The sequence below is a fragment of the Curvibacter sp. EU05-FHT14A10 genome (assembly GCF_058791075.1).
In genome coordinates this window covers 13,386-35,729 of record NZ_JBYTDE010000028.1, presented here as the reverse complement: position 1 = coordinate 35,729, position 22,344 = coordinate 13,386, and the positions used below count along the sequence as shown (strand labels likewise).

At 67.5% G+C, this 22,344-nt stretch carries 19 protein-coding genes; 9 read left to right on the top strand and 10 right to left on the bottom strand.

What is annotated here, in order from left to right; all coding sequences use genetic code 11:
* The first annotated feature begins 62 nt into the window (after positions 1-62).
* Entirely contained in the window at positions 63-1,256 is a 1,194-nt protein-coding gene (locus AC3WUT_RS28665; RefSeq protein WP_492350472.1) for a porin, read from the top strand.
* Between the two features lie 155 nt (positions 1,257-1,411).
* On the opposite strand, the gene AC3WUT_RS28660 is transcribed toward AC3WUT_RS28665, so the two are convergent.
* The 4 genes from AC3WUT_RS28660 to AC3WUT_RS28645 all read right to left on the bottom strand — a co-directional run bounded on the left by AC3WUT_RS28660 (position 1,412) and on the right by AC3WUT_RS28645 (position 5,066).
* A complete protein-coding gene (locus AC3WUT_RS28660; protein ID WP_492350471.1) occupies positions 1,412-1,969 on the bottom strand; it encodes an RBBP9/YdeN family alpha/beta hydrolase in 558 nt (185 codons plus the stop codon).
* Between the two features lie 119 nt (positions 1,970-2,088).
* Positions 2,089-3,144 (bottom strand): beta-keto acid cleavage family enzyme, encoded by a 1,056-nt coding sequence (locus AC3WUT_RS28655; protein ID WP_492350470.1) that lies wholly within the window; start codon positions 3,142-3,144, stop codon positions 2,089-2,091.
* Positions 3,145-3,201: 57 nt separating this feature from the next.
* Positions 3,202-4,050: a TauD/TfdA dioxygenase family protein gene (locus tag AC3WUT_RS28650; RefSeq protein ID WP_492350469.1), complete on the bottom strand. Its 849-nt coding sequence runs from the start codon at positions 4,048-4,050 to the stop codon at positions 3,202-3,204.
* A gap of 35 nt (positions 4,051-4,085) precedes the next feature.
* Complete coding sequence (locus tag AC3WUT_RS28645) at positions 4,086-5,066, bottom strand: quinone oxidoreductase family protein (RefSeq protein WP_492350468.1); 981 nt, start codon at positions 5,064-5,066, stop codon at positions 4,086-4,088.
* A gap of 130 nt (positions 5,067-5,196) precedes the next feature.
* On the opposite strand from AC3WUT_RS28645, the gene AC3WUT_RS28640 reads away from it, so the two are divergent.
* Positions 5,197-6,270, top strand: a complete 1,074-nt coding sequence (locus AC3WUT_RS28640) for an AraC family transcriptional regulator (RefSeq protein ID WP_492350467.1) — start codon at positions 5,197-5,199, stop codon at positions 6,268-6,270.
* Here the strand turns inward: AC3WUT_RS28640 and AC3WUT_RS28635 are convergent.
* Positions 6,166-7,197, bottom strand: a complete 1,032-nt coding sequence (locus AC3WUT_RS28635; protein WP_492350466.1) for an AraC family transcriptional regulator — start codon at positions 7,195-7,197, stop codon at positions 6,166-6,168. The two genes, AC3WUT_RS28640 and AC3WUT_RS28635, sit on opposite strands and share 105 nt — an antisense overlap.
* Positions 7,198-7,336: 139 nt before the next feature.
* Between AC3WUT_RS28635 and AC3WUT_RS28630 the strand changes: the two genes are divergently transcribed.
* The 4 genes from AC3WUT_RS28630 (at position 7,337) to AC3WUT_RS28615 (ending at position 11,583) form a co-directional block, all read left to right on the top strand.
* The gene (locus AC3WUT_RS28630) at positions 7,337-8,320 is read left to right on the top strand and encodes a tripartite tricarboxylate transporter substrate binding protein (RefSeq protein ID WP_492350465.1); all 984 of its coding nucleotides are present in this window, start codon (positions 7,337-7,339) and stop codon (positions 8,318-8,320) included.
* Positions 8,321-8,547: 227 nt separating this feature from the next.
* Positions 8,548-10,209, top strand: coding sequence for a 3-(methylthio)propionyl-CoA ligase (locus AC3WUT_RS28625; protein ID WP_492350464.1), 1,662 nt, complete (start codon positions 8,548-8,550; stop codon positions 10,207-10,209).
* Positions 10,206-11,282 (top strand): YeiH family protein, encoded by a 1,077-nt coding sequence (locus AC3WUT_RS28620; RefSeq protein ID WP_492350463.1) that lies wholly within the window; start codon positions 10,206-10,208, stop codon positions 11,280-11,282. Before AC3WUT_RS28625 ends, AC3WUT_RS28620 begins: the two co-directional genes overlap by 4 nt.
* Positions 11,275-11,583 (top strand): Rieske (2Fe-2S) protein, encoded by a 309-nt coding sequence (locus tag AC3WUT_RS28615; RefSeq protein ID WP_492350462.1) that lies wholly within the window; start codon positions 11,275-11,277, stop codon positions 11,581-11,583. The genes AC3WUT_RS28620 and AC3WUT_RS28615 overlap by 8 nt, the downstream gene beginning before the upstream one ends.
* 29 nt (positions 11,584-11,612) lie before the next feature.
* Here the strand turns inward: AC3WUT_RS28615 and AC3WUT_RS28610 are convergent, their stop codons facing one another.
* A complete protein-coding gene (locus AC3WUT_RS28610; protein WP_492350461.1) occupies positions 11,613-12,689 on the bottom strand; it encodes a tartrate dehydrogenase in 1,077 nt (358 codons plus the stop codon).
* Positions 12,690-12,798: 109 nt separating this feature from the next.
* Here AC3WUT_RS28610 and AC3WUT_RS28605 point away from each other — a divergent pair, with 109 nt between their 5' ends.
* A complete protein-coding gene (locus tag AC3WUT_RS28605; RefSeq protein ID WP_492350460.1) occupies positions 12,799-13,707 on the top strand; it encodes a LysR family transcriptional regulator in 909 nt (302 codons plus the stop codon).
* 136 nt (positions 13,708-13,843) lie between these two features.
* Positions 13,844-17,680 carry an ATP-binding protein gene (locus AC3WUT_RS28600; RefSeq protein ID WP_492350459.1) on the top strand — a complete coding sequence of 1,279 codons (3,837 nt, stop codon included), beginning with the start codon at positions 13,844-13,846 and terminating at the stop codon, positions 17,678-17,680.
* A 170-nt stretch (positions 17,681-17,850) separates the two neighbouring features.
* On the opposite strand, the gene AC3WUT_RS28595 is transcribed toward AC3WUT_RS28600, so the two are convergent.
* The 3 genes from AC3WUT_RS28595 to AC3WUT_RS28585 form a co-directional block, all read right to left on the bottom strand.
* Entirely contained in the window at positions 17,851-18,687 is an 837-nt protein-coding gene (locus tag AC3WUT_RS28595) for a TorF family putative porin (RefSeq protein ID WP_492350458.1), read from the bottom strand.
* A 129-nt stretch (positions 18,688-18,816) separates the two neighbouring features.
* Positions 18,817-19,176, bottom strand: a complete 360-nt coding sequence (locus tag AC3WUT_RS28590; protein WP_492350457.1) for a hypothetical protein — start codon at positions 19,174-19,176, stop codon at positions 18,817-18,819.
* 138 nt (positions 19,177-19,314) lie between these two features.
* Positions 19,315-20,790, bottom strand: coding sequence for an MFS transporter (locus AC3WUT_RS28585; RefSeq protein ID WP_492350456.1), 1,476 nt, complete (start codon positions 20,788-20,790; stop codon positions 19,315-19,317).
* 91 nt (positions 20,791-20,881) lie between these two features.
* Between AC3WUT_RS28585 and AC3WUT_RS28580 the strand changes: the two genes are divergently transcribed.
* On the top strand, positions 20,882-21,826 hold the full coding sequence (locus AC3WUT_RS28580) for a LysR family transcriptional regulator (RefSeq protein ID WP_492350455.1): 945 nt from the start codon (positions 20,882-20,884) through the stop codon (positions 21,824-21,826).
* A 13-nt stretch (positions 21,827-21,839) separates the two neighbouring features.
* Here AC3WUT_RS28580 and AC3WUT_RS28575 read toward each other — a convergent pair whose 3' ends face one another.
* Positions 21,840-22,289 (bottom strand): Lrp/AsnC family transcriptional regulator, encoded by a 450-nt coding sequence (locus tag AC3WUT_RS28575; RefSeq protein WP_492350454.1) that lies wholly within the window; start codon positions 22,287-22,289, stop codon positions 21,840-21,842.
* Positions 22,290-22,344: the final 55 nt, after the last annotated feature.

Below are 22,344 nucleotides of genomic sequence, written 5' to 3'. Positions count from 1 at the left end.
CCCAGGACTCCTGCACCAGGAGACCTCCTGAAATCCAGCTTTTGAACCACATCGGAGACCTCATGAAAACCCGCACACTCACCACCAGCGCGCTCTGCCTGCTCGCCGGGGCGGCACAAGCCCAATCCAGCGTGACGCTTTACGGCACCCTGGATGCCGGGATCGTTCACCAGACCAGCTCGGCGGCCGGCTACTCGACCAGCTTTCCCGGCATGGCCAGCAACACGGGTCGCCTCACCAAGTTCCAGGACGGTGGCATCGGCGCGAGCTTCTTCGGCTTCAAGGGGACAGAGGACCTGGGTGGGGGCCTGAAAGCCCACTTTCAGATGCAGGGCAACATCAGCCTGGCCACGGGCGCAGGCAACCCGATCAGCGGTAGCCTGACGCCCAGCACCGCGGTCTTCAATCAGATTGCCACGGTGGGTCTGGGCGGTGATTTCGGCGACATCAAGGTCGGGCGCCAGATCAGCCCGCTTTACTACGCACTGGCCTACACCGACCCGCGTGAAGGCCGGTATTTCGGCAGCATCCTGGGCGCCCTGGTGGGGATCAACAGCTCGGCGGGCTGGGCTGGAACCACCACCAATGCCCCTCTGGGCGCCATCTACGATGACAACTCGGTGGTCTACACCTCGCCCACCTTCCGTGGGGTCACGGCCCATTACCAGCACACCTTTGGCAACGTGGCGGGTAACGCCAGTGCCGGGTCGCGCGATGCCCTCACACTGCTGTACAAGGCCGGCGGCCTGAAGGCCTCGGCTGCCTACTACAACGCCCGCGATGCCTACACCCTGCCTGCGGCCGCCACGGGCGCCAGCAACAACCGCCTGGTGCATCTGGGCGCCTCGTATGCGTTGGGCGACTTCAGCGTGAGTGCGGGCTACATGGGGGCCAAGAACCCCTCGGGCGTGGCCAGTGGCCAGGGCATTCTGAGCGCTGCCCGGCCGGCCTACGGCAGTGCCAGTGGCCGGGCCCACTACGATGTCTTCAGTCTGGGCGGCAGCTACCAGGCTGCGCCCCTGGTGCGGCTGACCGCGGGGCTCTACCGCATCAACGACAAGGCCGATTCGACCAACAGTTCACAACTTTGGGCGCTTGGGCTGGACTACCGCCTGAGCCCGCGCACCACCGCCTATGTGCAGGCGGGCCAGGTGAACAACAAGGGCACCATGAACCAGGCCATGGTGTATGGCGTGCCCGTGGCCGCCGGCCAGTCGACCACGGCCTACATGGTGGGGATCCGTCACTCCTTCTGAAGCTGACGGCTCAGTCCTGCCGGGTGACGTGCAGCCCAAGGGCTGCGCGCGAGTACGTCGCCAGGCAGGCTGGGAAGGGTTGAATCACCGTTCAAGCCCGCCGAGCCTGACCACGCCAACCCGCGCCTGAACGGCCCGCAGCGCGGCCCGGTCCATCAAACGCGCAGCTGTTCCAACAGCGTCAACGCCAGGGGCCAATCACCGTAACCAGAGGCCGGATTCAAATGGCCCACGGCCCCCAGATCCAGGCATTCACTGCCCCACTGAGCCACCAGATCCAAGATGCGCGCCCTGTCGCCCAGGGGGTCGTTGCGGCTGAGCGCCGCCAGGCTGCGAAACGGCAGCCGCTGCCTGGGCACCGGCAACCAGCCGGCCTGGGCCAGTTCGTCCAGGCTCGGGTAGCCCGGGGGCATGGCGGTTTCAAAATCAGGTGGGGTGGCCAGCAAGGCGCTGTGCACACGGTGGCACTGGCCTGAGGCCTGGGCCCAATGCGCCAGCATGATGCAACCCCCGCTGTGGGCCACCAGTTGCACCGGCCCTTCAATGGCACTGACGGCTTGTTCGATGGCGCGGACACGGGTCTGGCAATCCAGATCCTGGCGGCCCATGGCGGGCACGCTGCGCGCGTCGGGCAGGCGCTCGGCCAGCAGGGTTTGCCAGTGGCCTGGCACCGCATCGCGCAGGCCAGGAACGATCAGAACAGTGGGAAGCATGGCGCATCTCCGGGCTGTAAGAAGACATGAAAAAAGGGCGCTGCCTGCGCACGCGCCCTGCACACACCCGCCGGCGCCCGGTCGGCGCAGGGGCGGAGCCGTGTCACCGTGTCATCGCGTCAGACTGGCTGGGCCAGGCCGCGCTGAGCAGGTCGACGGTTGGGGGCAAAGCCGTTGGCCGCCAGGGTCTGGTCGGCGTTGTCGTAGAAGGTACCGATGCGGTAAATCTCTCGGGCCTCTTGGGCATTGGCCACATCGCGGCCAAATTCTTTCGCCAGGCGCACCAGTTGTTCGATCTGCTCGACCGTGCCCATCTTGCGGTCGCGCCGCTGGGTCCAGAGGTTGTCTTCAATGCCACAACGCACGTGCAGGCCCATGGCAATGGCCATCATGTTCAGGGGCAGCACGTTGAGCATGGACGACTCCAGGGTCAGCACCGAGCCGTCCGGGCAGCCACGCACAAAATTGGCCAGGTTGTACAGGTTGGGCTGGTCAAACCCCCCGCCAATGGCCACCCAGGTCAGGATCAGCGGCACGTTGCAGACGCCCCGGCGCATCATGCGCTCGACCGTCTCCAGCTGGGTGATGTTGGCCAGTTGGAAGTGGGTCTGGATGCCCTTGGCAGAAAGGCGGCGGATGTGTTCCTCCACCCAGTCCGGGCCGGCTGGAATCGTCATCTCCCGGTAGGCGTGGTACATCGCAGGTTGCGCCAGCGTGGTGCCACGGATGTCGGCCTCGCACATCTGCTCGACCACGTTCATCTGGTTGGTGTTGATCGCGATGGTCACCTGGTCGGGGGTGGGGCTGAGCTCCGCCAGCATGTGGCGGGTGTCGTCGGACAGCCATTTGGCCACGTCGCCGTCGCCCTCGGGGGCGAACGAGATCGAGCCCCCAACCTGCAGGATCATGTCGGGCACGCGGGCCCGGATGCCGGCCAGCAACTCATTGAATTTGGACAGGCGCTTGGAGCCCTTGCCGTCGAGTTCGCGCACGTGCAGGTGCAGCACGGTGGCGCCCGCGTTGTAGCAGTCGACCGCCTTCTGGATGTGCTGTTCCATGGTCACGGGGATGTCTTCAGGGAAGTCTTCGGGCATCCACTCAGGGCCGTAGGGGGCCGCGGTGATGACCAGTTTTTGCTGGTTTTCAGGAAAGTTCGAGCCGTCAAGGAAGTTCATGGTGTGTCTCCGGATGGAATGGCAAATGGGGGGTCTTGAAACAGGGCCTGCAGCGCGTCAGTACGGCTTGTCGCCGATGATTCCGGCGCGCTCCATCTTGCGGTGGCAGGGCGGGTAGTCCATCACCGCGTAGTGCTGGGTGCTGCGGTTGTCCCAGATGGCCACGCTGTTGGGTTGCCAGCGCCAGCGCACCTGGTACTCAGGGACCATGGCCTGGTTGATCAGGTACTGGAGCAGTGCGGCACTGCCCTGGGTGTAGTCCTGGCCATAGCGCACCCGTTCGGGCGTGTGGAAGTTGGTGAAGTGCGTCGTGAAGGCATTGACGAACAAGACCTTCTCGCCGGTTTCGGGGTGAATGCGCACCACGGGGTGTTCGGCGTCAGGAAACTGCGCCTTCAGGGCCAGGCGCTTTTCAAGCGGCATGGCCGCGCCGAAGGTCGCCTCGATGCTGTGCCGCGCGCGCAGGCCCTCGATCTGCTGCTTCACGCTGTCGGGCAGGCGCTCGTAGGCCAGCACCATGTTGGCCCACTGGGTGTCGCCCCCCACCGGCGGGCACTCGACACAACGCAGCACGCAACCCATGGGCGGGGCCTCGCGCCAGGTGGCGTCGGTGTGCCAGGCGTTTTCGTAGCGATCGTTGGCTTGCTCGGGTGATTTGTAGATGCGCACCAGGCCGGGGTGGTCAGGGTCGCTGCCGGCCACGGGGTGGTCCTCCAGTTCGCCAAAGCGACGGGCAAAGGCCACATGGTCGGCCCGCGTGATGTCCTGGTCGCGCAGGAACAGCACGCGATGGCGCAACAAGGCAGCCCGGATCTCGGCGAACAAGCCCTCGTCACGCGCGGCATCGGCCAGGCTCACGCCTTGGACCTCGGCACCAATGGCACAGGTCAGTGCTTGAATTTTCATGTCATGTCTCCTGTCGGTCTTTTGGTGGTGGTCGCTCAGATCACGAAGATCGACGACCCGGTGGTCTGGCGTGATTCGAGTGCCCGGTGCGCCTGCACGGCGTCTTGCAGGGCATAGCGGTGCTCGATGTCGACGCGGATGCGGCCTGCCGCCACGTGCCCGAACACCTCGCTGGCCAGCGCGGCCTTTTCAGCGGGGTCGGCGATGTAATCCGCCAGGGCCGGTCGCGTGAGGTACAGAGACCCCTTCATGGCCAGCAGTTGCGGATCAAAGGGCGGGATGGTGCCGCTGGCCGTGCCGACACACACCATCAGGCCGCGGCGCTTGAGCGAGTCGAGCGAGGCCATGAAGGTGCTGCGCCCCACGCTGTCGAAAACCACGTCCACCCCCACGCCACCGGTGATCTCGCGCACCCGGGTGGCCACGTCTTCATGGCTGTAATTGATGGTGGCCACGCAGCCGTGGGCCTTGGCCACTTCGGCCTTGGCCTCGCTGGACACGGTGCCGATCACGTTCACGCCCAACAACCGGGCCCATTGAGCGACCAGCAGGCCAACGCCGCCCGCAGCGGCATGCAGCAGCAGCGTCTGGCCGGCCTGGAAGTTGTGGATCCGACGCATCAGGTAGGCCGAGGTCAGGCCGCGCATGGTCATGGCGGCGGCGGTTTCACAGGAGATCTCGGCCGGCAGCCTGATCAGCGGTGCCGCCGGAATGACCCGCTCGGTGCAGTAAGCCCCCAGGGTATTGAGAAAGCCGGTGTAGGTGACACGGTCCCCCAGCGCCAGGTGGTCGACCCCCTCACCCACGGCCTCGACCACACCCGCCGCTTCAACCCCGATGCCGCTGGGCAGGGGCACCGGGTAGGTGCCGTTGCGAAAGTAGGTGTCGGCGTAGTTGAGGCCCACGGCAACGTGCCGCAGCCTGACCTGGCCTGGGCCGGGATCCCCCACGGCCACTTCTTCGAGGCGGAGCACCTCGGGTCCTCCGGTTTCATGCATGCGAACGGCGAGCGCCATGGTCTTGTCTCCTGCAAAGGCGTCAATGAATGAGGCAACTCTAGGGATTGACCCGACTGGCGGCTTTGCAAAACATGTCTCAAACTTTGCATTTCATGCCAAACCCAGCCCCACAAAGCGCCCTGAACCGATGGCCCACCTGATTCGCTCCGCTGTCCTGACCAAGTTTCTGGAAGTGGCTCAGGCCGTGAACCTGAACCCCCAGGACGTGCTGCGCCAGGCGGGATTGACACGGGCCTTGATCGAAGACCCGGAACAACGCATTCCGTCGCGGGCCGCCGTGAACCTGCTGGAGGCCGCTGCCCGGGCCTCGCAATGCCCGACCTTTGGCTTGCGCATGGCACAGGCCCGGCAACTGGCCGACTTTGGCGTGGTCAGCCTGTTGATCAGCCACCAGGCCACCTTGCGCGATGCGCTGGCCACGCTGCTGCAATACCGCCACCTGCTCAACGAGTCCCTGGCCATGCAACTCGAGAACGTGGGCAAGATGGTGATCGTGCGCGAAGAGGTGGTGGTGGGCATGCTGTCGCCGCAGGCCACCGAGCTGGCCATCGGGGTGTTGTTTCGAATGTGCGCGGCTTTCCTGGGCGGCGCCTGGCACCCCCACAGCGTCAACTTCACCCACGCGGCGCCAGCCGACCTGTCGGTTCACCGCAGGGTCTTCGATTGCCGGATCGAGTTCGGCAGCGAGTTCAATGGCTTCGTGTTCTCGTCGGCCGACCTGGATGCCCCCAACCCCTCGGCAGACCCGGTGATGGCCAGCTATGCCCAGCGGTTTCTGGAGTCACTGCCGAGAAACAGCCAGCACAGCACGACCGAGGCGGTGCGCCAGGCCATCTACCTGATGCTGCCCATGGGCCGGGCCAACAGCGAGTGCGTGGCCCAGGGCCTGGGTCTGAGTGTGCGCACCATGCAGCGCCAGCTGGATGAGGACCAGGCCAGCTTCACCGACCTGCTCAATGAAGTGCGCCGCGAGCTGGTGCAACGCTACCTGGCCAATGCCCAGTACAACATGACGCGGATTGCCGATTTGCTGGGCTACAGCACCCCCAGCGCCTTCACCCGCTGGTTTGCCACCCATTTCGGGCAATCACCGTCCTCATGGCGGCGCATCCAGGCGCAGCAGATCCTGCCCGCGACGCCACGCAGAAGCGCTGCACCCGAAACGCAGGCGAAACCAGTATGCGAAGGCGCTGGGTGCTGAGAACCCGAGCAGGCCCGCCACCTCATTCAGCGGGAGGTCACTGGCCTCAAGCTGACGCTGCACCAGCTCTTGCCGAACCTGATCGAGCAGTCGAGAGAAGGTCACGCCCTCCAGGCTCAGGTGGCGATGCAGGGTGCGCCGATCCACGCCCAGATGGGCCGCCACCTGCTGGGCCGTGCAACGTCCGCCAGGCAACAAGGCCACGATCAATTGGCGCACGGTTTCATGGGCCTGCTGGGGTTGCCGGCTCAGGGCCTGGTCGAGCAGCTTCAGGGCAAAGCGTGCCATGTGCGGATCGCTGTGATTGAGCGCGACGTCGAGCTGTGCGGCCGAACAGACAATGCCGGTGAAGTCCTGGTTGAAGGCCAGCGTGGGCCCAAAAAATGCCCTGTGGCGCGCCTCGTCCCGGGGGGGCCGGTGCATGAACGCCACCCGCAAGGGCTGCCATTCGGGGCCCAGCAACTCTTTCAGGATGCGGAACATCACCCCCAGCGCCAGCTCGGTGGATTGGCGGATGGACGCCGAGCGCGGGACCAGCAAGGCCTCGCGGATGGTGACGGTGTCGGCCAGCCTGTCCAGGCGGGTCAGCAGCGAGGCATTGAGCAGGCGCAGGTAGCGGAACAAGGTGTTCAAGGCCGCCAGCGCGGTCGGCTCGGAGCGCATCACCAAGCCAATCGGCCCGAGGTTGGACAAGGTGCGCCCCGCGGCCAGGCGCAGCCCGAAATCCTCGATGCCGCTGGCATGCGCGCTGTCTTCCAGCAACTGGGCCACGGCGTCTGCGGACACCAGGGTTTCGGGGTCGTCCAGCGATCGCGGTGGCAAGCCCGCATGGCGCAACATGGCAGGCGCGTTCAAGCCCAGGGACTGCGCCAGGTCTGGGTAGCCGCTGAGGCTGGCACTGCGCACGGTGCGGAGGGTGAGCGCCATGAAATGTCCCAAATTCGAAACTTGATGTCCCAAATTATCAAGCATCGGCCGACCGCCCTGCCTACGATGACGGCATGGCTGAAACAGGCCATGCACGGTCCCTTGAACCCGACCGGCCCCCAACCATCAGGAGACAAAGATGAACCTTCACACCCTCAGCGCCCTGACGCGCCGAGCCGCCTGTGCCGCCGCGCTGGCGCTGGCCCTGCCCTCGGCCATGGCCTGGACAGACCGCCCCGTGACCCTGCTGGTGCCGGCACCCGCCGGCGGCACCATGGACGTCATTGCCCGCCTGATGGCGGACCAGCTCGGCACGGAGCTGGGCAAGCCCGTGATCGTGGACAACCGCCCTGGCGCTGGTGGCGCCATTGCCGCGCAGGCGTTGAAGAGCGCGCCCCCTGACGGGCAGACCTTGATGCTGACCGCCAGCAATGTGCTGACCGAGATTCCGCACGTCATGAAAACGGGCTTCGACCCCCTGCGCGACATCAAGCCGGTGGCCGTGGTGGCCCGCGCCGGCATGGTGCTGGTCGGCAACCCGGCCCTGCCGGCCAAAGACATGAAAGAACTGGTGGCCTACCTCAAGGCCAACCCGGGCAAATTCAGCTTTGCCTCGTACAGCGCGGGCACCAGCTCGCAATACGCCGGCATGATCCTGAATCAAAAGGCAGGTCTGGACCTGCAGCACATCCCGTTTGCCGGCTCACCGCCCGCACTCACCCAGGTCATGGGCGGGCAGATTCCGATCATGTTCGATGGCATCGTGACCTCACGCGCCATGGTTCAGGCAGGCAAGCTGCGCGCCTTTGGCGTGGCCTCGAAGCTGCGCTCGCCCCTGCTGCCTGAGGTCCCCACACTGGCTGAACAAGGCTACCCGGACCTGGTGTTCAGCAACTGGCTGGCCGTGATCGCGCCTGCAGGCCTGCCCAACGAGCTGCTGGAGAAGATCCACACCGTGATCGCCCGGGCCGCCCAGGCCCCCAAGGTGCGTGAACGCATGACCGCTGCAGGCTTTGAGACCGAAGCGCCGCAAACACCCGCCCAGTTGGCCCAGTTGATGAAGGCTGACTACGAGCGCAATGGCGCCATCGTGCGAACCTTCAACATCCAGCTCAATCCCTGAGCCCGGCGGAGACGCCCACCTGTGCCGATGGCTGACCGCCCCTAGCGGACAGCCCATCGCCATGGACCCATAGCCGCTCGCCCCGCCCCCCGCCGCCTCGATCCGAGGCCTCAGACCCTGAGCCGCGCGGCCCCGCGCGCGACACCCCAACCCCCTGCACCGCCGCCCGGCACCCTGGGCAGGCGCACGCCTGCCCCACTTCTTTGAAACCTCGTAGGACCCCCACCATGAACGGACTCATGATGCAGCAACCGCTGCTGATCTCTGCCTTGCTGCGTCACGCGGAACGGCACCACGGCGACCAGTGGCTGGTGTCCCGCCGCGTCGAAGGCGATGTGCACCGCTACACCTATCGGGCGTTGGCCGAGCGGTCGCGCCGCATGGCGCAGGCAATCGCCCACCTGGGGGTCGAGGCCGGTCAACGCGTGGGCACCCTGGCCTGGAACGGCTACCGCCACCTGGAGCTGTACTACGCCGTGTCGGGCAGTGGCGCGGTGCTGCACACCCTGAACCCGCGCCTGCACCCTGACCAACTGACCTGGATCGCCAACCATGCCCAGGATCAGGTGCTGTGCTTCGATCTGAGCTTTTTGCCGCTGGTGGAGTCAGTGGCGGCTCGGCTGGGCACGGTGCGTCACTTCGTGCTGATGTGCGATCGATCGCACATGCCGCAGACCACGCCACTCAAAGGCCTGCTGTGTTACGAGGACCTGATCGAGGCGGCCAGCCCGGACTTCGAGTGGCCAGAGCTCGACGAGCTGAGTGCCTCGTCGCTGTGCTATACGAGCGGCACCACCGGCCACCCCAAGGGGGTGCTGTACAGCCACCGTTCCACTGTGCTTCACACCCTGGCCTCGGGCTTGCCTGACGCCATGAACCTGTCGGCCCGCGACGTGATCTTGCCCGTGGTACCCATGTTCCATGTGAATGCCTGGGGCCTGCCCTACTCGGCCTGCATGGTGGGCGCCAAGCTGGTGTTTCCGGGCCCGGCACTGGACGGCGCATCGCTGCACGCCCTGTTCGAGGCCGAAGGCGTGACCTTTGCCGCCGGCGTGCCCACGGTGTGGCAAGGCCTGCTGACCCACATGCAGGCCGGCGGCCATCGGTTCTCAACCCTGCAGCGCACGGTGATCGGCGGTGCGGCCTGTCCACCGGCCATGCTGGAGGCGTTCGAGGAACAACATGCGGTGCAGGTGATCCATGCCTGGGGCATGACCGAGTTGAGCCCGATCGGCACCATCGGCGTTTTGAAAGGCGAGCAACTGGCCTGGCCCAAGGAGCGGCGCCGGGCCGTGCAGGCCAAGCAAGGGCGGTCTGTTTTTGGCATCGACCTGAAAATCGTGGACGCCGAGGGGCAGGAACTGCCCTGGGATGGCTGCCAGGCGGGTGAGCTGCTGGTGCGCGGCCATTGGGTGGCTGCAGACTACCTGGGTTCGCCAGGCCCGAGCCCGCTGGTGGGCGACGGCAGCCACGGCTGGTTTCCAACCGGGGACGTGGCCACGGTGGACCCGCAGGGCTTCATGAACATCACGGATCGCAGCAAGGATGTCATCAAATCTGGGGGCGAGTGGATCAGCTCGATCGAGCTGGAGAACATTGCCATGGCCCACCCGGCGGTGGCCATGGCGGCCTGCATCGCGGCACGCCACCCGAAATGGGATGAGCGCCCGCTGCTGATCGTCAGCCTCAAACCCGGCGCCTCACTGGATCGCGCCAGCCTGCTGGCCTTCTACGAGGGGCGCATTGCCAAATGGTGGACCCCTGACGACGTGGTGTTCGTGGACCACATCCCCCTGGGCGCCACGGGCAAAATGCTCAAGCACCCCTTGCGGGCACAGTTCCAGGACAAGCTGCTGCAGCCGGCCACGGCCACCGAGGTGGCGGCATGAGCGCGTGGCGTGAACGCCTGGCCTTGCTGGGCCCGGGGCTGCTGATCAGCGCCATCGTGGCCGTCGCAGCCCTGTTTCTGGCGGATCACTATGGCGCGCCGGTGATGCTGTTTGCCTTGCTGCTGGGCATGGCGGTCAATTTTCTGTCGCAAGAGGGGCGCTGCCGCCCAGGCATCGAGTTCGCAGCGCGCCAGGTGCTGCGTTGGGGCGTGGCCTTGCTGGGGTTGAAGATCACGGCCGCCCAGGTCCAGTCGATGGGCTGGCAACCGGTGGCCATGGTGGTAGTGGCTGTGGTGGCCACCATCGGCTTTGGCATCGTGAGCGCGCAGCTCATGGGGTTTCAGAAATTCTTCGGCCTGCTCAGCGGGGGGGCTGTGGCCATCTGTGGCGCCTCGGCGGCCTTGGCCCTGGCTGCGGCGTTTCCGCAGCACCCGCAAAAAGAGCGCGCCACGCTGTTCACGGTGATCGGCGTGAGCACCTTGTCGACGTTGGCGATGGTGCTGTACCCCCTGGTGGTGCGCTGGTTGCAGCTGGACCCACTGAACGCCGGCTTCTTTTTGGGCGGCACGATCCACGATGTGGCGCAGGTGGTGGGTGCCGGCTACAGCATGGGCACCGAGGTGGGAGATGCCGCCACGGTGATCAAGCTGATGCGCGTGGCCATGCTGGTGCCGGTGATCGCGTTTGCGGCCTGGATGACCCTGCAGCACGAACGCACCCAGCGCCAAGGCCAGACGCCAGGGGATGCCCCGGGGGCCGCCCCGGATGGGGCCCAGGGGATGGCCCAAGGGGGCACACGCCCCCCCTTGCTGCCCTGGTTTGCAGTGGCATTTGTGGCCTTGGTCATTGTCAACAGCACAGGCTGGCTACCCAGGCCCCTGACCCAGGCCGGCAATGAAGCCTCGCGGGCCTGCCTGGTGGCCGCCATGGCGGCCATCGGCATGAAAACCCATCTGAAGGACATTCTTTCGGTGGGCTGGAAGCCAGTGCTGCTGATGCTCCTGGAAACCCTGTTTCTGGCCGTCCTTTTCTATGGGCTGATGCAATGGGCCGGGCTGCACAGCCATGGCTGAGTGGGTCAGCGTTTTGCCCCTGGAGACCCTGCGCCAGCAGGGTCGGGCCCTGGTGCGGGTGGCCGGGCACGAGTTGGCCTTGTTTTGGGTCGACGGCACCCTCCATGCGCTCGAAGACGCCTGCCCGCACGCGGGCGCCTCGCTGGCCTTCGGCACACTGGAAGGCCATTGGGTGCGCTGCCAGGCCCACGGCCTGCGCTTTGATGTGCGCAGCGGGCAGATGGCTGGGGCCAAGGGCTTGTGTGCCCACCGCTTCGAAGCCCGCGAGCGCGACGGCTGGGTTGAAATCAGCCTGGACTGAAACCCGGCCACCCTGATCAGGCCACCGGGTCAGATCGAGGTAGCCCCCAGGTGGGCGCACACCGCCTCGGTCACCTGGCCGGTGGTGGCCCGGCCCCCCAGGTCGCCGGTGTGCAAGGCCGGGTTGGCGGTGACGGCTTCGATGGCGGCCATCAGGCGGCGCGCGGCATCGTGCTCGCCCAGGTGCTCCAGCAGCATCACCACCGACCAGAACGTGCCCACCGGGTTGGCCAGACCCTTGCCCATGATGTCGAAAGCCGAGCCATGGATGGGCTCGAACATCGAGGGGTAGCGGCGCTCGGGGTCGATGTTGCCGGTGGGTGCGATGCCCAGGCTGCCGGCCAGTGCCGCCGCCAGGTCGCTGAGGATGTCGGCATGCAGGTTGGTGGCCACCAGGGTGTCCAGCGTGGCCGGCCGGTTCACCATGCGCGCCGTGGCGGCGTCGACGATCTCCTTGTCCCAGCGCACGTCCGGGAACTCGAGCGCCACCTGGGCGGCGATCTCGTCCCACATCACCATGGCGTGGCGTTGCGCATTGCTCTTGGTGATCACGGTCAGCAGCTTGCGCGGCCGCGACTGGGCCAGTCGGAAGGCAAAGCGCATGATGCGCTCCACGCCCACCCGGGTCATCATGGTGACGTCGGTGGCGGCTTCGATCGGGTGGCCCTGGTGCACCCGCCCGCCCACGCCGGAGTACTCGCCCTCGGAGTTCTCACGCACGATGACCCAGTTCAGGTCTTCGGGCCGGCAACGCTTGAGCGGCGCATCGATGCCCGGCAGGATGCGCGTGGGCCTCACATTGGCGTACTGATCAAAGCCCTGGCAGATCTTCAGGCGCAGGCCCCACAGGGTGATGTGGTCGGGAATGTCAGGATCGCCGGCCGACCCGAACAGGATGGCGTCCTTGCCCCGCAGGGCCTCCAGGCCATCGGCGGGCATCATCACGCCGTGGCGGCGGTAGTGGTCACCGCCCCAGTCGAAGTTTTCGAATTCGAAACCGAAGCCAGCGCCGGTGGCCGCCAGGGCCTGCATCACCGCCTGGCCTGCGGGCACCACTTCCTTGCCAATCCCGTCGCCGGGGATGGTTGCGATCGCATAGGTCTTCATGGCTGTGGGTCTCCGACAGAAATTGAGTGCTGTCACTGTAGGGAGGCCCGGGCCCGTTGGCGCGCCGCTATAGTGAAACCATCGTTTACTTGAATTCAACAATCACGCCATGTCCGAGCTCATTCAACCTGCCGACCTGGGGTTTTTCTCGGTGCTGGCCAGTGCTGGCAGCCTGAGCGCCGCGGGCCGCGAACTGGGGGTGACCACCCCGGCAGTGAGCAAGCACCTGGCCCAGATCGAGGCCCGGCTGGGGGTGCTGTTGATCAACCGGACCACGCGCCGCATGAGCCTGACGCCCGAGGGCGAGCTGTACCTGGCCCATGCACGCCGCATCCTGGGCCAGATCGACGACATGGCCGAGCTGCTGGGTGTCTCGCGCTCGACCCCGAGCGGCCTGCTGCGGGTGAATGCCACCCTGGGCTTCGGGCGCACCCACATCGCCCCCATCATCTCGCGCTTCGCACGCACCTACCCCAAGGTGGAGGTGCAGCTCCAGCTGTCGGTGAACCCGCCAGCCCTGACCGACGACAGCTACGACGTCTGCATCCGCTTCGGCGCACCGCCCGATGCGCGGGTGATTGCCCAGCGCATCGCCCCCAACCGGCGCCTGCTTTGCGCAGCCCCGGCCTACCTGAAAAAGTTCGGTACCCCCAAGGTGCCCAACGACCTGATCGGGCACAACTGCATCGGCATCCGCCAGGGCGAAGAGGCCTATGGCCTGTGGCGCCTGACCCCGCTGCGGGGTCGGCAAGACCGCACCGAATCGATCAAGACCCGCGGTACCCTGAGCACCAACGACGGTGAAATTGCCGTCAACTGGGCCCTGGAGGGGCACGGCATCCTGATGCGAGCCGAATGGGACATCGAGCGCCATCTGCAAAGTGGTCGCCTGGTGCAGGTGCTGCCGGGCTACGCCACACCCGATGCCGACGTCCATGCGGTTTACCCGCAGCGCCACCAATCGGCCACCCGGGTGCGCGCCTTCATCGAGTTTCTGAAACAGTCGTTTGCCCGCTAAGGCCTCCGGCCGCCGCACCGGCTTTCAGGTGTCATTTGGTAACAAAAATGCAAACCCATCCAGAGGGAATCGACCGTCCATCTAGAATCAATTTTTAACATTTAGCCCCGCCACGGCCAGACGAGCGGCTTGTTGAATGGTGACATCTCTCTCTTCAAGTGCTCCCGGGGCAGGTCTGTCGTTGCGGTTTTTCGGTCCCTTCGAGGTTCGCCTCGACGAGGGCCCGGTGCTGGCATTTCCGTACGACAAGGTGCGCGCCCTGCTGGCCTACCTGGCCCTGGAGCCTGCTGAGCATCCGCGCGAGGCCCTGGCCCTTCTGCTGTGGCCCGACCTGGAAGCCGAACAGGCCCGGGCCAATCTGCGCCGCTGCGTGTTCGATCTGCGCCGCTGCCTGGGCCCGGCCGGGGCTGACTGGATTGGTGGCGGCCACCGCGCCCTGCGCCTGAGCGACCAGGCGCTGATCCATTTCGACGTGCCGGCGTTCGAGCGCAGCGCCACTGCGGTGGTGATCAGCCCGGAGGAACTGGCCCTGCGGCTGGAGCAGCAACTGGCGCTGTACCGCGGCCCCCTGCTGAGCGGGCTGAGCCTGCCCGATGCGCCCGAGTTCGAGGCCTGGCTGTTGGCACGCCGCGATGCATTGCATCGGCGGGCCCTGGCCTTGCTGGAGGAGCTGATCACCCACCACGAACAGCGCCACGAAGCGGCGCGCGCCCTTCAACATGCCCGGCGTGCCATCGAGCTGGAGCCCTGGCGCGAATCGCTGCAACGCAGTTGCATGCGGCTGCTGGCCCGCCACAGCCCCGAGGCAGCCCTGGCCCACTTCGACACCTTCGAGCGCCAGCTGGAACAAGAGCTGGGGGTGCGCCCCAGCCCGCAGACCCTGCAACTGGCCGAGCAGATCCAGCGCCAGTGCCAAAGCCAGGCCCCCGCCGGCACGGAGCGGCCGGCCAGGGTCGAGCGGCGCCGGCTGGTGGCCCTGGTGGCCGAACTGGACCTGCACCACCCCGGCGACGACGCCAGCACCCTGCTGCAGCAGGCCCTGAGCAGCGCGCAGGCCAGCCTGCAGGCGCGCGGTGCCCATGTGGCCCTGGCCGAGCGCGCCGAGCTGCTGGCCTATTTTGGCCACCCGGTGGCGCGGGAGCAGGCGCCCCGGGACGCCGCCGAAGCCGCGCTGGACCTGGCCGCCGCTTGGCAGCCCTTGGGCGCCTTGAGCTGGCGGGTTGGCCTGCACGTGGGCTGGAGCCATGGCAGCAGCGATGCCAACCGGCCCGACGAAGCAGGCACCCTGGCCCGAGAGGCTCGTCGCCTGGCCTGGCAAGCCCCTGCCCGGGGACTGGTGCTGGGGCCGACACTGCAACGGCGGCTGCACAACCATTTCCAGCTGAGCATGCAGGAGGGCCCTGATGCCCCCTCGCACGCCCTGTTGCTGGGCCGGCGGCCCCTGCCCGCCCACCCGCAGGCGAGTGAGCCCCAGCCCCCCCGGCTGCTGGGCCGACAGAGCGAACTGGCGCAACTGAACCAGCTGTGGCAGCAGGTGGGCCAGGGCGGGCGGGCCGCCGCCCTGCTGCTGCGTGCCGAACCCGGGCTGGGCAAATCGCGCCTGGCGGCCACACTGGCCCGCCAGGTGCAGCAGGAGGGTGCCCAGGTGCTCACACTGCGCTGCCAGGCCGAATCGGCCCACACGCCCTACTTCGCATGGCTCGAGAGCCTGCCCGCATGGCTGGGGCTGGACCGCGATGCCGCCTCGTTGAACCAGCAAACCCTGGGCCAGGCCTTGGCCGCCTTGGGCCTGGAGCAGCCGGACCAGCTCAAACGTTTGCTGGGGCTGCTGGACAACAGACCTCTGCCCCCCGAAGCTGCCGCCCAGGACGACACCCACCCGGCCGAGCGCAAACGCCACGAGCAAGCCTTGCTGTGCGAACTGATCGTGGCCCTGGGCCGGGGCAATCCGATGCTGCTCTGGGTGGACGACCTGCACTGGGCCGACGCGGCCACGCTGGAAACCCTGGCCCGCCTGGTAGCCCTGGGGGCCCCCGTGCTGCTGCTGGCCACGTCACGCCAGGCCCTGCCCCCGGCCCTGGCGCACAGCGGCATGGCTGAAATGACGCTGGGCCCGCTGTCCACCCACGCCGCGCGTGAACTGGTGCAGGCCCTGGCTGGGGCCCAAGCCCTGAACGAGGCCTGGCAGGCCGCCATCGTCAGCCGGGCCGATGGCGTGCCTCTGTTTGTGGAAGAACTGACCCGCGCCTGGCTGGCGGGCCTGAGCGAGCAAGTGCCCGACTCGCTGTGGGATGTGCTGGCCGCCCGGCTGGACAGCCTGGGGCCGGCCAAACACATCGCGCAGCTGGCGGCAGCCATCGGGCGTGACTTCAGCGACGCCTTGCTGCTGGCCCTGGGTGAGCCGGCCGACCGGGTGGCCGACGGGCTGGAGGCCCTGCTGCGCTCGGGCCTGCTGCGCCGGCAGCGCAGCGGGGCCTACCATTTCAAGCATGCGCTGGTGCGCGATGCGGCCTACCAGTCGCTGGCCCAGGCCGAGCGCCGGGCCATCCACGCCCGGCTGGCCCAGGTGCTGCGCACCCACTTTGCGGAACGCCTGCAGGCCCACCCCGAAATCCTGGCCCACCACCTGAGCGAAGCCACCGACCCGGGCGCGGCCCAGGCCTGGCTGGCCGCCGGCCGGCAGGCTGCCGACCGCTCGGCCCACGCCGAGGCCCTGCACGACTTTCAGGCGGGGCTGGTGGCCTTGCAGGCCCTGCCGCCCACGGAGGCCTACCGGGTGCGCACCGAACTGGAGCTGCAGGTGGCCCTGGGCACCTTGCTGGTGGCCACCGAAGGCTATGGCTCCGAGACCGCCAAGACCTGCTTCATGCAGGCTTGGGCCTTGAGCGCGCTGGCCCCACCCGAGCAGGACCGCTTCCCCCTGATGTGGGGGCTGTGGATGGTGGGACGCAGCAGCGCCGACGAACACCCACTGGAGTTTGCCGACCGCCTGCGCGACCAGGCCGGCCCCAGCCCCGACGCCGCCACCCAGCTGGCCGTGGCCTATGCCTATGGCAACAACACCCTGTGGCTGGGCGAACTGGTGCAGGCCCAGGCCCACCTGGAGGCCGCCGTGGCGCTGAGCCGCCAGGTGTCAGGCAACACCCTGGTGCGCCGCTTTGGCGAAGACATCGGCGTGGCTGCCCGGGCCTTGCTCAGCTGGGTCTGCTGGCTGCAGGGGCGGCTGGAGTCGGCCCGCACCCTGGCGCAGGAGAACCTGCAGCACGCGCGCCGCCTGGATCACGCCCACAGCCTGGGCTATGCGCTGGGTTGCGCTGCGGTGCTGCACCGCCACCTGGGCGACCTGGAGGGTGCGACAGCGCTGAGCCACGAGTTGCTGGCCCATGGGCAGCGCCACCAGTTGCTGTTGTGGCAAGCCGGTGGCGCCACGGTGTTGGGCTGGACCCTGGCCACCCAGGGCGATGACCGCGGCCTGGACACCCTGCACCAGGGTGTGGCCGGTGCCCGGCAGGCGTTTCGCATCATCGAGCTGACGTTCATGCACATCCTGGCTGACGCACTGCTGCGCCTGGGGCGCAGCGATGAGGCCCTGGCCGTGACCCGCGATGCGCTGACGCGCGCCCAGGCCAACCACGACCTGCACCTGGTGGCCGACTTTCTGCGCCTGCAAGGCGATGCACTGCTGAGCCAGCCGCACGCCGACCCCGCCGAGGTGGCCGGCTTGTACCAGCAGGGCTGGCAACTGGCCCAGACCCAGGGCGCCCACCTGCTGGCCTTGCGCTGCGCCACCGCGCTGGCCCGGCTGTGGCAAGGCACGGCACGCCAGGCCGAGGCCCAGGCCCGCCTGAGCCAGGCGCTGGGCCGGGTCGACGCGCCAGTCCAATCCGCCGATGTGGGGGCCGATATATGGGCTGATGTGCGGGCCGCCAGGCAGGCCTTGAACCCACAGCCCAGCCTGGAACCGGTGAGCTGAACCGCACGGATCGAGGTGCGCGAGCCGCCAAGGCCCCGGGGCAGGACGCCGCTGCCGCCGGCAGTTGCGTGTGCGTGAATCTGGCGGCCAGCGGCAGCCTGCCCGGAACCCCTGGGCAGCCGCGCCTCAGACCCGAAACGCGGCGCTTGATGACGAAGCGGCGGCGACGCTCAGAAGGTCTTGCCCAGCGAGAGCACGACACTGGGGCGGCCCAGCTTTCTGGCGTCGGCCCCGGCCGAATTGCCCGCCTGGTAGTACGCCGTGTCGGCGTTGCTGCCCACCAGCGCGGCCCCGAAGTTCAGGCCATGCCAATCTTTGGCGAGGCCGATTTTGTAGTCGGTGTAAGAAAGCTCGCCGTAATGGCGCACCGAGGTGTGCCCCAGGTGCAGGCCCAGCGTGAGCTGGTCCCCCAGATCCAGGTTGTAGTTGAGGTCAAGGTAGGTGCTGCCGCGCGAGCCGCCCCGATTGGGCAAGGCGCTCCAGTAGGCATAGGCGGCAGTGTCGCCCTTGAGGCCGAAATAATCGCTGACCGCATACGAGAGCTTGGCACTGAAAGGGCCGTGGCTGAGGCCGGCGTACAGCTCGGTGTTGTCGTAAGCGTTGGCGCTCGGCTGGGCCGGTGCGCTGTTCAGGCGTGCGCTCGGGTAGAGGTAGTGCAGCAGACCCAGGTCGGCGCCCCACTCCGGCGCCAGATCAAAGCGGTAACCGCCATAGAGGTCGACCTCCAGGCTGGCCCCGTTGTTGTAGCTGTTGGACGACACGCTGGAGTTCCAGTTGCCCAGGTACCAGCCGCTGGCATGGGTGTAGTCAAAGCCCCCTTGCACGGCCGGCTGGCGCCAGCTTTGGGAAATGCCCCGAAAGCGGTAGTCCGACACCAGGCTCAGATTGCCGGTGAGCGTGTGTGCCGAGGCGTCGGCAGCAGCGGGTTCGCCGCTGGCCTGCGCCAGGGCGGCGCTGCAAAACAGGGTGAGCGCCAGGGGCGCCAGAACGTGGCTTGTCTTGATCATGGAAGGGGTGCCATCCGGTGATGGCGATGGAGGTTGTGCACGGCTATGGGTCATCGGCAGGCGGCCGCGCAAACGCCTTGTGGCTGCAGTGCAAGCACTGAGCACGCTCTGGCACCGAGGGCTGAGCCCTCAGCGGTGCCGGGGCGAAGGTGGATTGAGCGGAGGGTGTAGCGGGGGGTTTATCGAGCCCCAGTCGCAACTGGGCACAGCGCGCTGCAGGCAGCGCCGCAAAGCGGCCGCCTGCCCTGCCGGGTGGCTGATGTGCAGTTGCACGCGGGCATCGGCGGGCCAGGGCAGGCAGCATTCGATGCGGCTGTTCGGGCAGGTCGCCACGGCCTGGCGAGCCTGGGCCGCCTCGCAGGCGGCCACGGTGACACGCATTCTTTCAAGCGAACGGGTTGCCGGGGCAGCAGGTGGGCGATGCCCGGCAGCAGCCATGCGCGGGCCGGCCGTGTGCAAGGGTGACAAGAGAAAAGCGAACAGGCTCATGCGTGGGTTCCGACGTGCCTTGGGGGCTTGGCACTCGGGGATGAGCTTAAAAAAGAGCGCGTAAAAATGCCGATGAAGCTGGCAGGCCGGGCGCAAAAATGTCGTAAACGCCCGGGCGGCGCGCCCTGCCCTTCCCACCTAGCGGAACACGCGCTGCAGCAGCACGGCCAGGGCCAGCGGTACGGAAAGACCGGCCAGCAACAAGAAGACACAGGCCGCCGGCTGGGCCACCGGCGTACCCAGCCAGGCCCCCAGGCCCTGCAAAGCACCCCCCAGGCTGGCCAGGCGGCCTTCGCCCAATTGGTGCAACAAACCCGTGAGCAGTGCCACACTGAAAGACAGGCTGAGCTGGCGCACGATGTTCTTGACCTGGTAGCCGTGCGAGAACACCGCCTGGGGCAGCTCCACAAAGGTGCCCTGGGCCACCGGGCCGATGAACAGGGGAAGCGACAGGCCGCTCAGCACCGTGCCCAGCCCCAGCGCCAGCGCACTCCAACCCGAGCCCGGCCCACCCCCCTGAACCTGTGACAGCAGCAGGCAGGCCAACGCCTGCAGCAGCACCCCCGACAGCATGTAGCCCTGGTGGCGCGGCCAGCGTTGCGCCGCAAAGATGTGCAGCAAGGCCATGCCGACGCTGCTCAACAGGCCCAGAGAGGTCCACAAGGCCGTGGCCAGCAAAGACAGACCCAGCTCCTGGTGCAGCATCCAGGGCAGAAGCAAACCCATGGCGCCGGCCAAAAAGTAGCCCAGGACATAGAACACCAGGCCCACCAGGTAGCGCCGCTGCACCAGCCCGCGGTAGTTGATCAGGGGGCGCTCGCGCCCCCACTGGCGCCAGGCAAACAGGCTGAGCACCAAGGTCGAGAGCAGGGCCACGGCCAAGCCCTGCACGGGCAGCTCGTCGGCGCGCTGGAGCGGGATCTGCTGGATCACCCATTGCAGGCCGCACACACCGGCCAACACGACCAGCAGCCAGGCCCAATGCTCTTGCGAGCGTTCGTGGGGCGCGCTGCGCTGGTCCGGCAGGCAGGCCCTGGCAGCCCAGCCCACCAGCGCAGCCCAGACCAGGCCGAACCCGAACAGCGCCCGCCAGCCCCCCAGGCCCAGCAGACCGGCGGCCACCAACGGCGCCAGCGCGGTGCCCCCCAGCAGCGCACAGACAAAGGTCAGCAGGCCGTGAAAGCGCCGCTCCGGCGGCAGCTCATTGATCAGCATGCGCCCGGCCACGAAGAAGGTGGAGCCCCCCAGGCCCTGCAGCAATCGACCCAGGGCCAGTGACAGCACGCTGCCATCGGCCGGGCTGCTGGCGCAGACCCCCGAGCCCAGTCCGAACACCAGCAGCGACAGGCCGACAAAACGACGGTAGCCCAGGCGCTCGACCACCCATTGGTGCTTGTAGAGCATGAAAACGGCCGCGGCGCCATAGGCGGCATAGACCAGGGCAAAGGCCGAGGCCGACACCCCGGCGCCCGCCATGATGGGCCCGGCGCCGAACAGGACCAGGCCGTTCTCCAGAAACTCCACGCTGGTCACGGCGGCCAGCGCCAGCAAGAGCGCGGCGGTGGAAGGGCGATCGCGAGCGACCTGAAGGGTGGAAACGGAAGCAACAGACATGGGCAAAAGGCAGCCCTGCAGCAGGCTGAAGAAACGATGATCTCGCTTGAGTTTGCCCAGAGCGGCACAATCACGCCAATCGATTGTTCTGATGCACAACATCAACATGGCTGATTTTGATCACACCGCGCTGCGCCGCCTGGACCTGAACCTGCTGGTGGCGCTGGACGCCCTGGTGGCCGAGCGCAGCGTGACCCGCGCCGCAGCGAGGCTGTGCCTGGGGCAGCCGGCCATGAGCCACGCGCTGGCCCGGCTGCGCGAGTGGCTGGGCGATGACATCCTGTACCGCGAAGGGGCGGTCATGGTGCCCACGGCCCGCGCCCAGGCCCTGGCACCGCGGGTGCGCCAGTGGCTGGCCGAGGCCCAGGCCATGACGCTGAGCGAGGCCGTCTTTGACCCCTTGCGCGTGCAGGAGCGCTTTGACCTGTGCCTGAACGATCCGCTGGAGGCCCTGCTGTTGCCCGGCCTGGTGGCCGCCTTGCGGCAAAAGGCCCCAGGCTTGAGCCTGTCGGTGCGCCCAGTGCCGGCCTGGCAACAGCTGGAGCAACTGGACGCAGGTGAAATCCGCATGGCGCTGGGGCATTTCCCCCGGCTGCGCAGCGTGCACGAGCCGGTGCTGTTGTTTCGCTCGGGTTTCAGTTGCGTGCACAACCCGACCCTGCTGCAGGTGCCGGCCCGCCCCCGGCCGGCGGATCTGGCCCGGCTGCCCCACATCCACACCAGCTATGCCGGCGATGGGCCGGGCCTGGTGGACAAGGTGTTTCAGCAGTTGGGCCTGACTCGGCAGGTGGTGGCCCACACGGCCAACCCGCTGTCGATCCCCTTTGTGGTCAAGCAAAGCCCGCTGGTGGCGGTGCTGCCCGATATGTTGACGCGCCTGTTCGGCAGCCATGGCGATCTGAGGATCGTGCCCCTGCCCTGGCGCACCCTGGTGTTGCCGATCTCGATGGTGACGCACCGGCGCGACGCCTCTGACCCGCTGGCACGCTTTGTGTGCCAGGAGCTGCTGGCGGTGACGCGCTCGGTGTTCGCCTGACGCGTCAACCCGCTCAAACCTGGCTGCGGCGGTCGATCTTGCGGCTGAGGATGAGCGAGGTGTGGGTCTGGTGGATGCCCTCGATCTGGCCCAGTTGGTCCAGCAGGCGGTCCAGTTGCTCGGGCGTGTTGCAGCACAGCAGGGCCAGGTAGTCGAAGGCGCCGCTGACGGCACACAGCTCTTCCACCTCAGGCAGGCGCTCCAGTGCCTGCAGCACGGCGCGGGCCTTTTTGGCATTGACGCTGAGGCCACACCAGGCGCGCACGGCCGCCCGCTCCAGCGGCTGGCCCAGGCGCACGCCGTAGCCGGCCACCACGCCCTCACGCTCCAGGCGCGCGATGCGCGCGGCCACAGTGGTACGGGCGATCTGGAGCTTGCGCGCCAGGTTGGCCACGGGTTCACGGGCGTTGGCCTGGAGCAGGCTCAACAGGTGGCGGTCGGTGTCGTCGAGTTTGACGTCCATGGGGGATGCAAAGGTTCAAGGCTGGAGGCCGGCCCTCTGGCCTGGGCCAGGGGCG

Bases quoted from the DNA above. Each gene is read 5' to 3' on its own strand.
- AC3WUT_RS28665 (WP_492350472.1), top strand. From the start codon at position 63: ATGAAAACCCGCACACTCACCACCAGCGCGCTCTGCCTGCTCGCCGGG.
- AC3WUT_RS28660 (WP_492350471.1), bottom strand. From the start codon at position 1,969: ATGCTTCCCACTGTTCTGATCGTTCCTGGCCTGCGCGATGCGGTGCCA.
- AC3WUT_RS28655 (WP_492350470.1), bottom strand. From the start codon at position 3,144: ATGAACTTCCTTGACGGCTCGAACTTTCCTGAAAACCAGCAAAAACTG.
- AC3WUT_RS28650 (WP_492350469.1), bottom strand. From the start codon at position 4,050: ATGAAAATTCAAGCACTGACCTGTGCCATTGGTGCCGAGGTCCAAGGC.
- AC3WUT_RS28645 (WP_492350468.1), bottom strand. From the start codon at position 5,066: ATGGCGCTCGCCGTTCGCATGCATGAAACCGGAGGACCCGAGGTGCTC.
- AC3WUT_RS28640 (WP_492350467.1), top strand. From the start codon at position 5,197: ATGGCCCACCTGATTCGCTCCGCTGTCCTGACCAAGTTTCTGGAAGTG.
- AC3WUT_RS28635 (WP_492350466.1), bottom strand. From the start codon at position 7,197: ATGGCGCTCACCCTCCGCACCGTGCGCAGTGCCAGCCTCAGCGGCTAC.
- AC3WUT_RS28630 (WP_492350465.1), top strand. From the start codon at position 7,337: ATGAACCTTCACACCCTCAGCGCCCTGACGCGCCGAGCCGCCTGTGCC.
- AC3WUT_RS28625 (WP_492350464.1), top strand. From the start codon at position 8,548: ATGAACGGACTCATGATGCAGCAACCGCTGCTGATCTCTGCCTTGCTG.
- AC3WUT_RS28620 (WP_492350463.1), top strand. From the start codon at position 10,206: ATGAGCGCGTGGCGTGAACGCCTGGCCTTGCTGGGCCCGGGGCTGCTG.
- AC3WUT_RS28615 (WP_492350462.1), top strand. From the start codon at position 11,275: ATGGCTGAGTGGGTCAGCGTTTTGCCCCTGGAGACCCTGCGCCAGCAG.
- AC3WUT_RS28610 (WP_492350461.1), bottom strand. From the start codon at position 12,689: ATGAAGACCTATGCGATCGCAACCATCCCCGGCGACGGGATTGGCAAG.
- AC3WUT_RS28605 (WP_492350460.1), top strand. From the start codon at position 12,799: ATGTCCGAGCTCATTCAACCTGCCGACCTGGGGTTTTTCTCGGTGCTG.
- AC3WUT_RS28600 (WP_492350459.1), top strand. From the start codon at position 13,844: ATGGTGACATCTCTCTCTTCAAGTGCTCCCGGGGCAGGTCTGTCGTTG.
- AC3WUT_RS28595 (WP_492350458.1), bottom strand. From the start codon at position 18,687: ATGATCAAGACAAGCCACGTTCTGGCGCCCCTGGCGCTCACCCTGTTT.
- AC3WUT_RS28590 (WP_492350457.1), bottom strand. From the start codon at position 19,176: ATGAGCCTGTTCGCTTTTCTCTTGTCACCCTTGCACACGGCCGGCCCG.
- AC3WUT_RS28585 (WP_492350456.1), bottom strand. From the start codon at position 20,790: ATGTCTGTTGCTTCCGTTTCCACCCTTCAGGTCGCTCGCGATCGCCCT.
- AC3WUT_RS28580 (WP_492350455.1), top strand. From the start codon at position 20,882: ATGCACAACATCAACATGGCTGATTTTGATCACACCGCGCTGCGCCGC.
- AC3WUT_RS28575 (WP_492350454.1), bottom strand. From the start codon at position 22,289: ATGGACGTCAAACTCGACGACACCGACCGCCACCTGTTGAGCCTGCTC.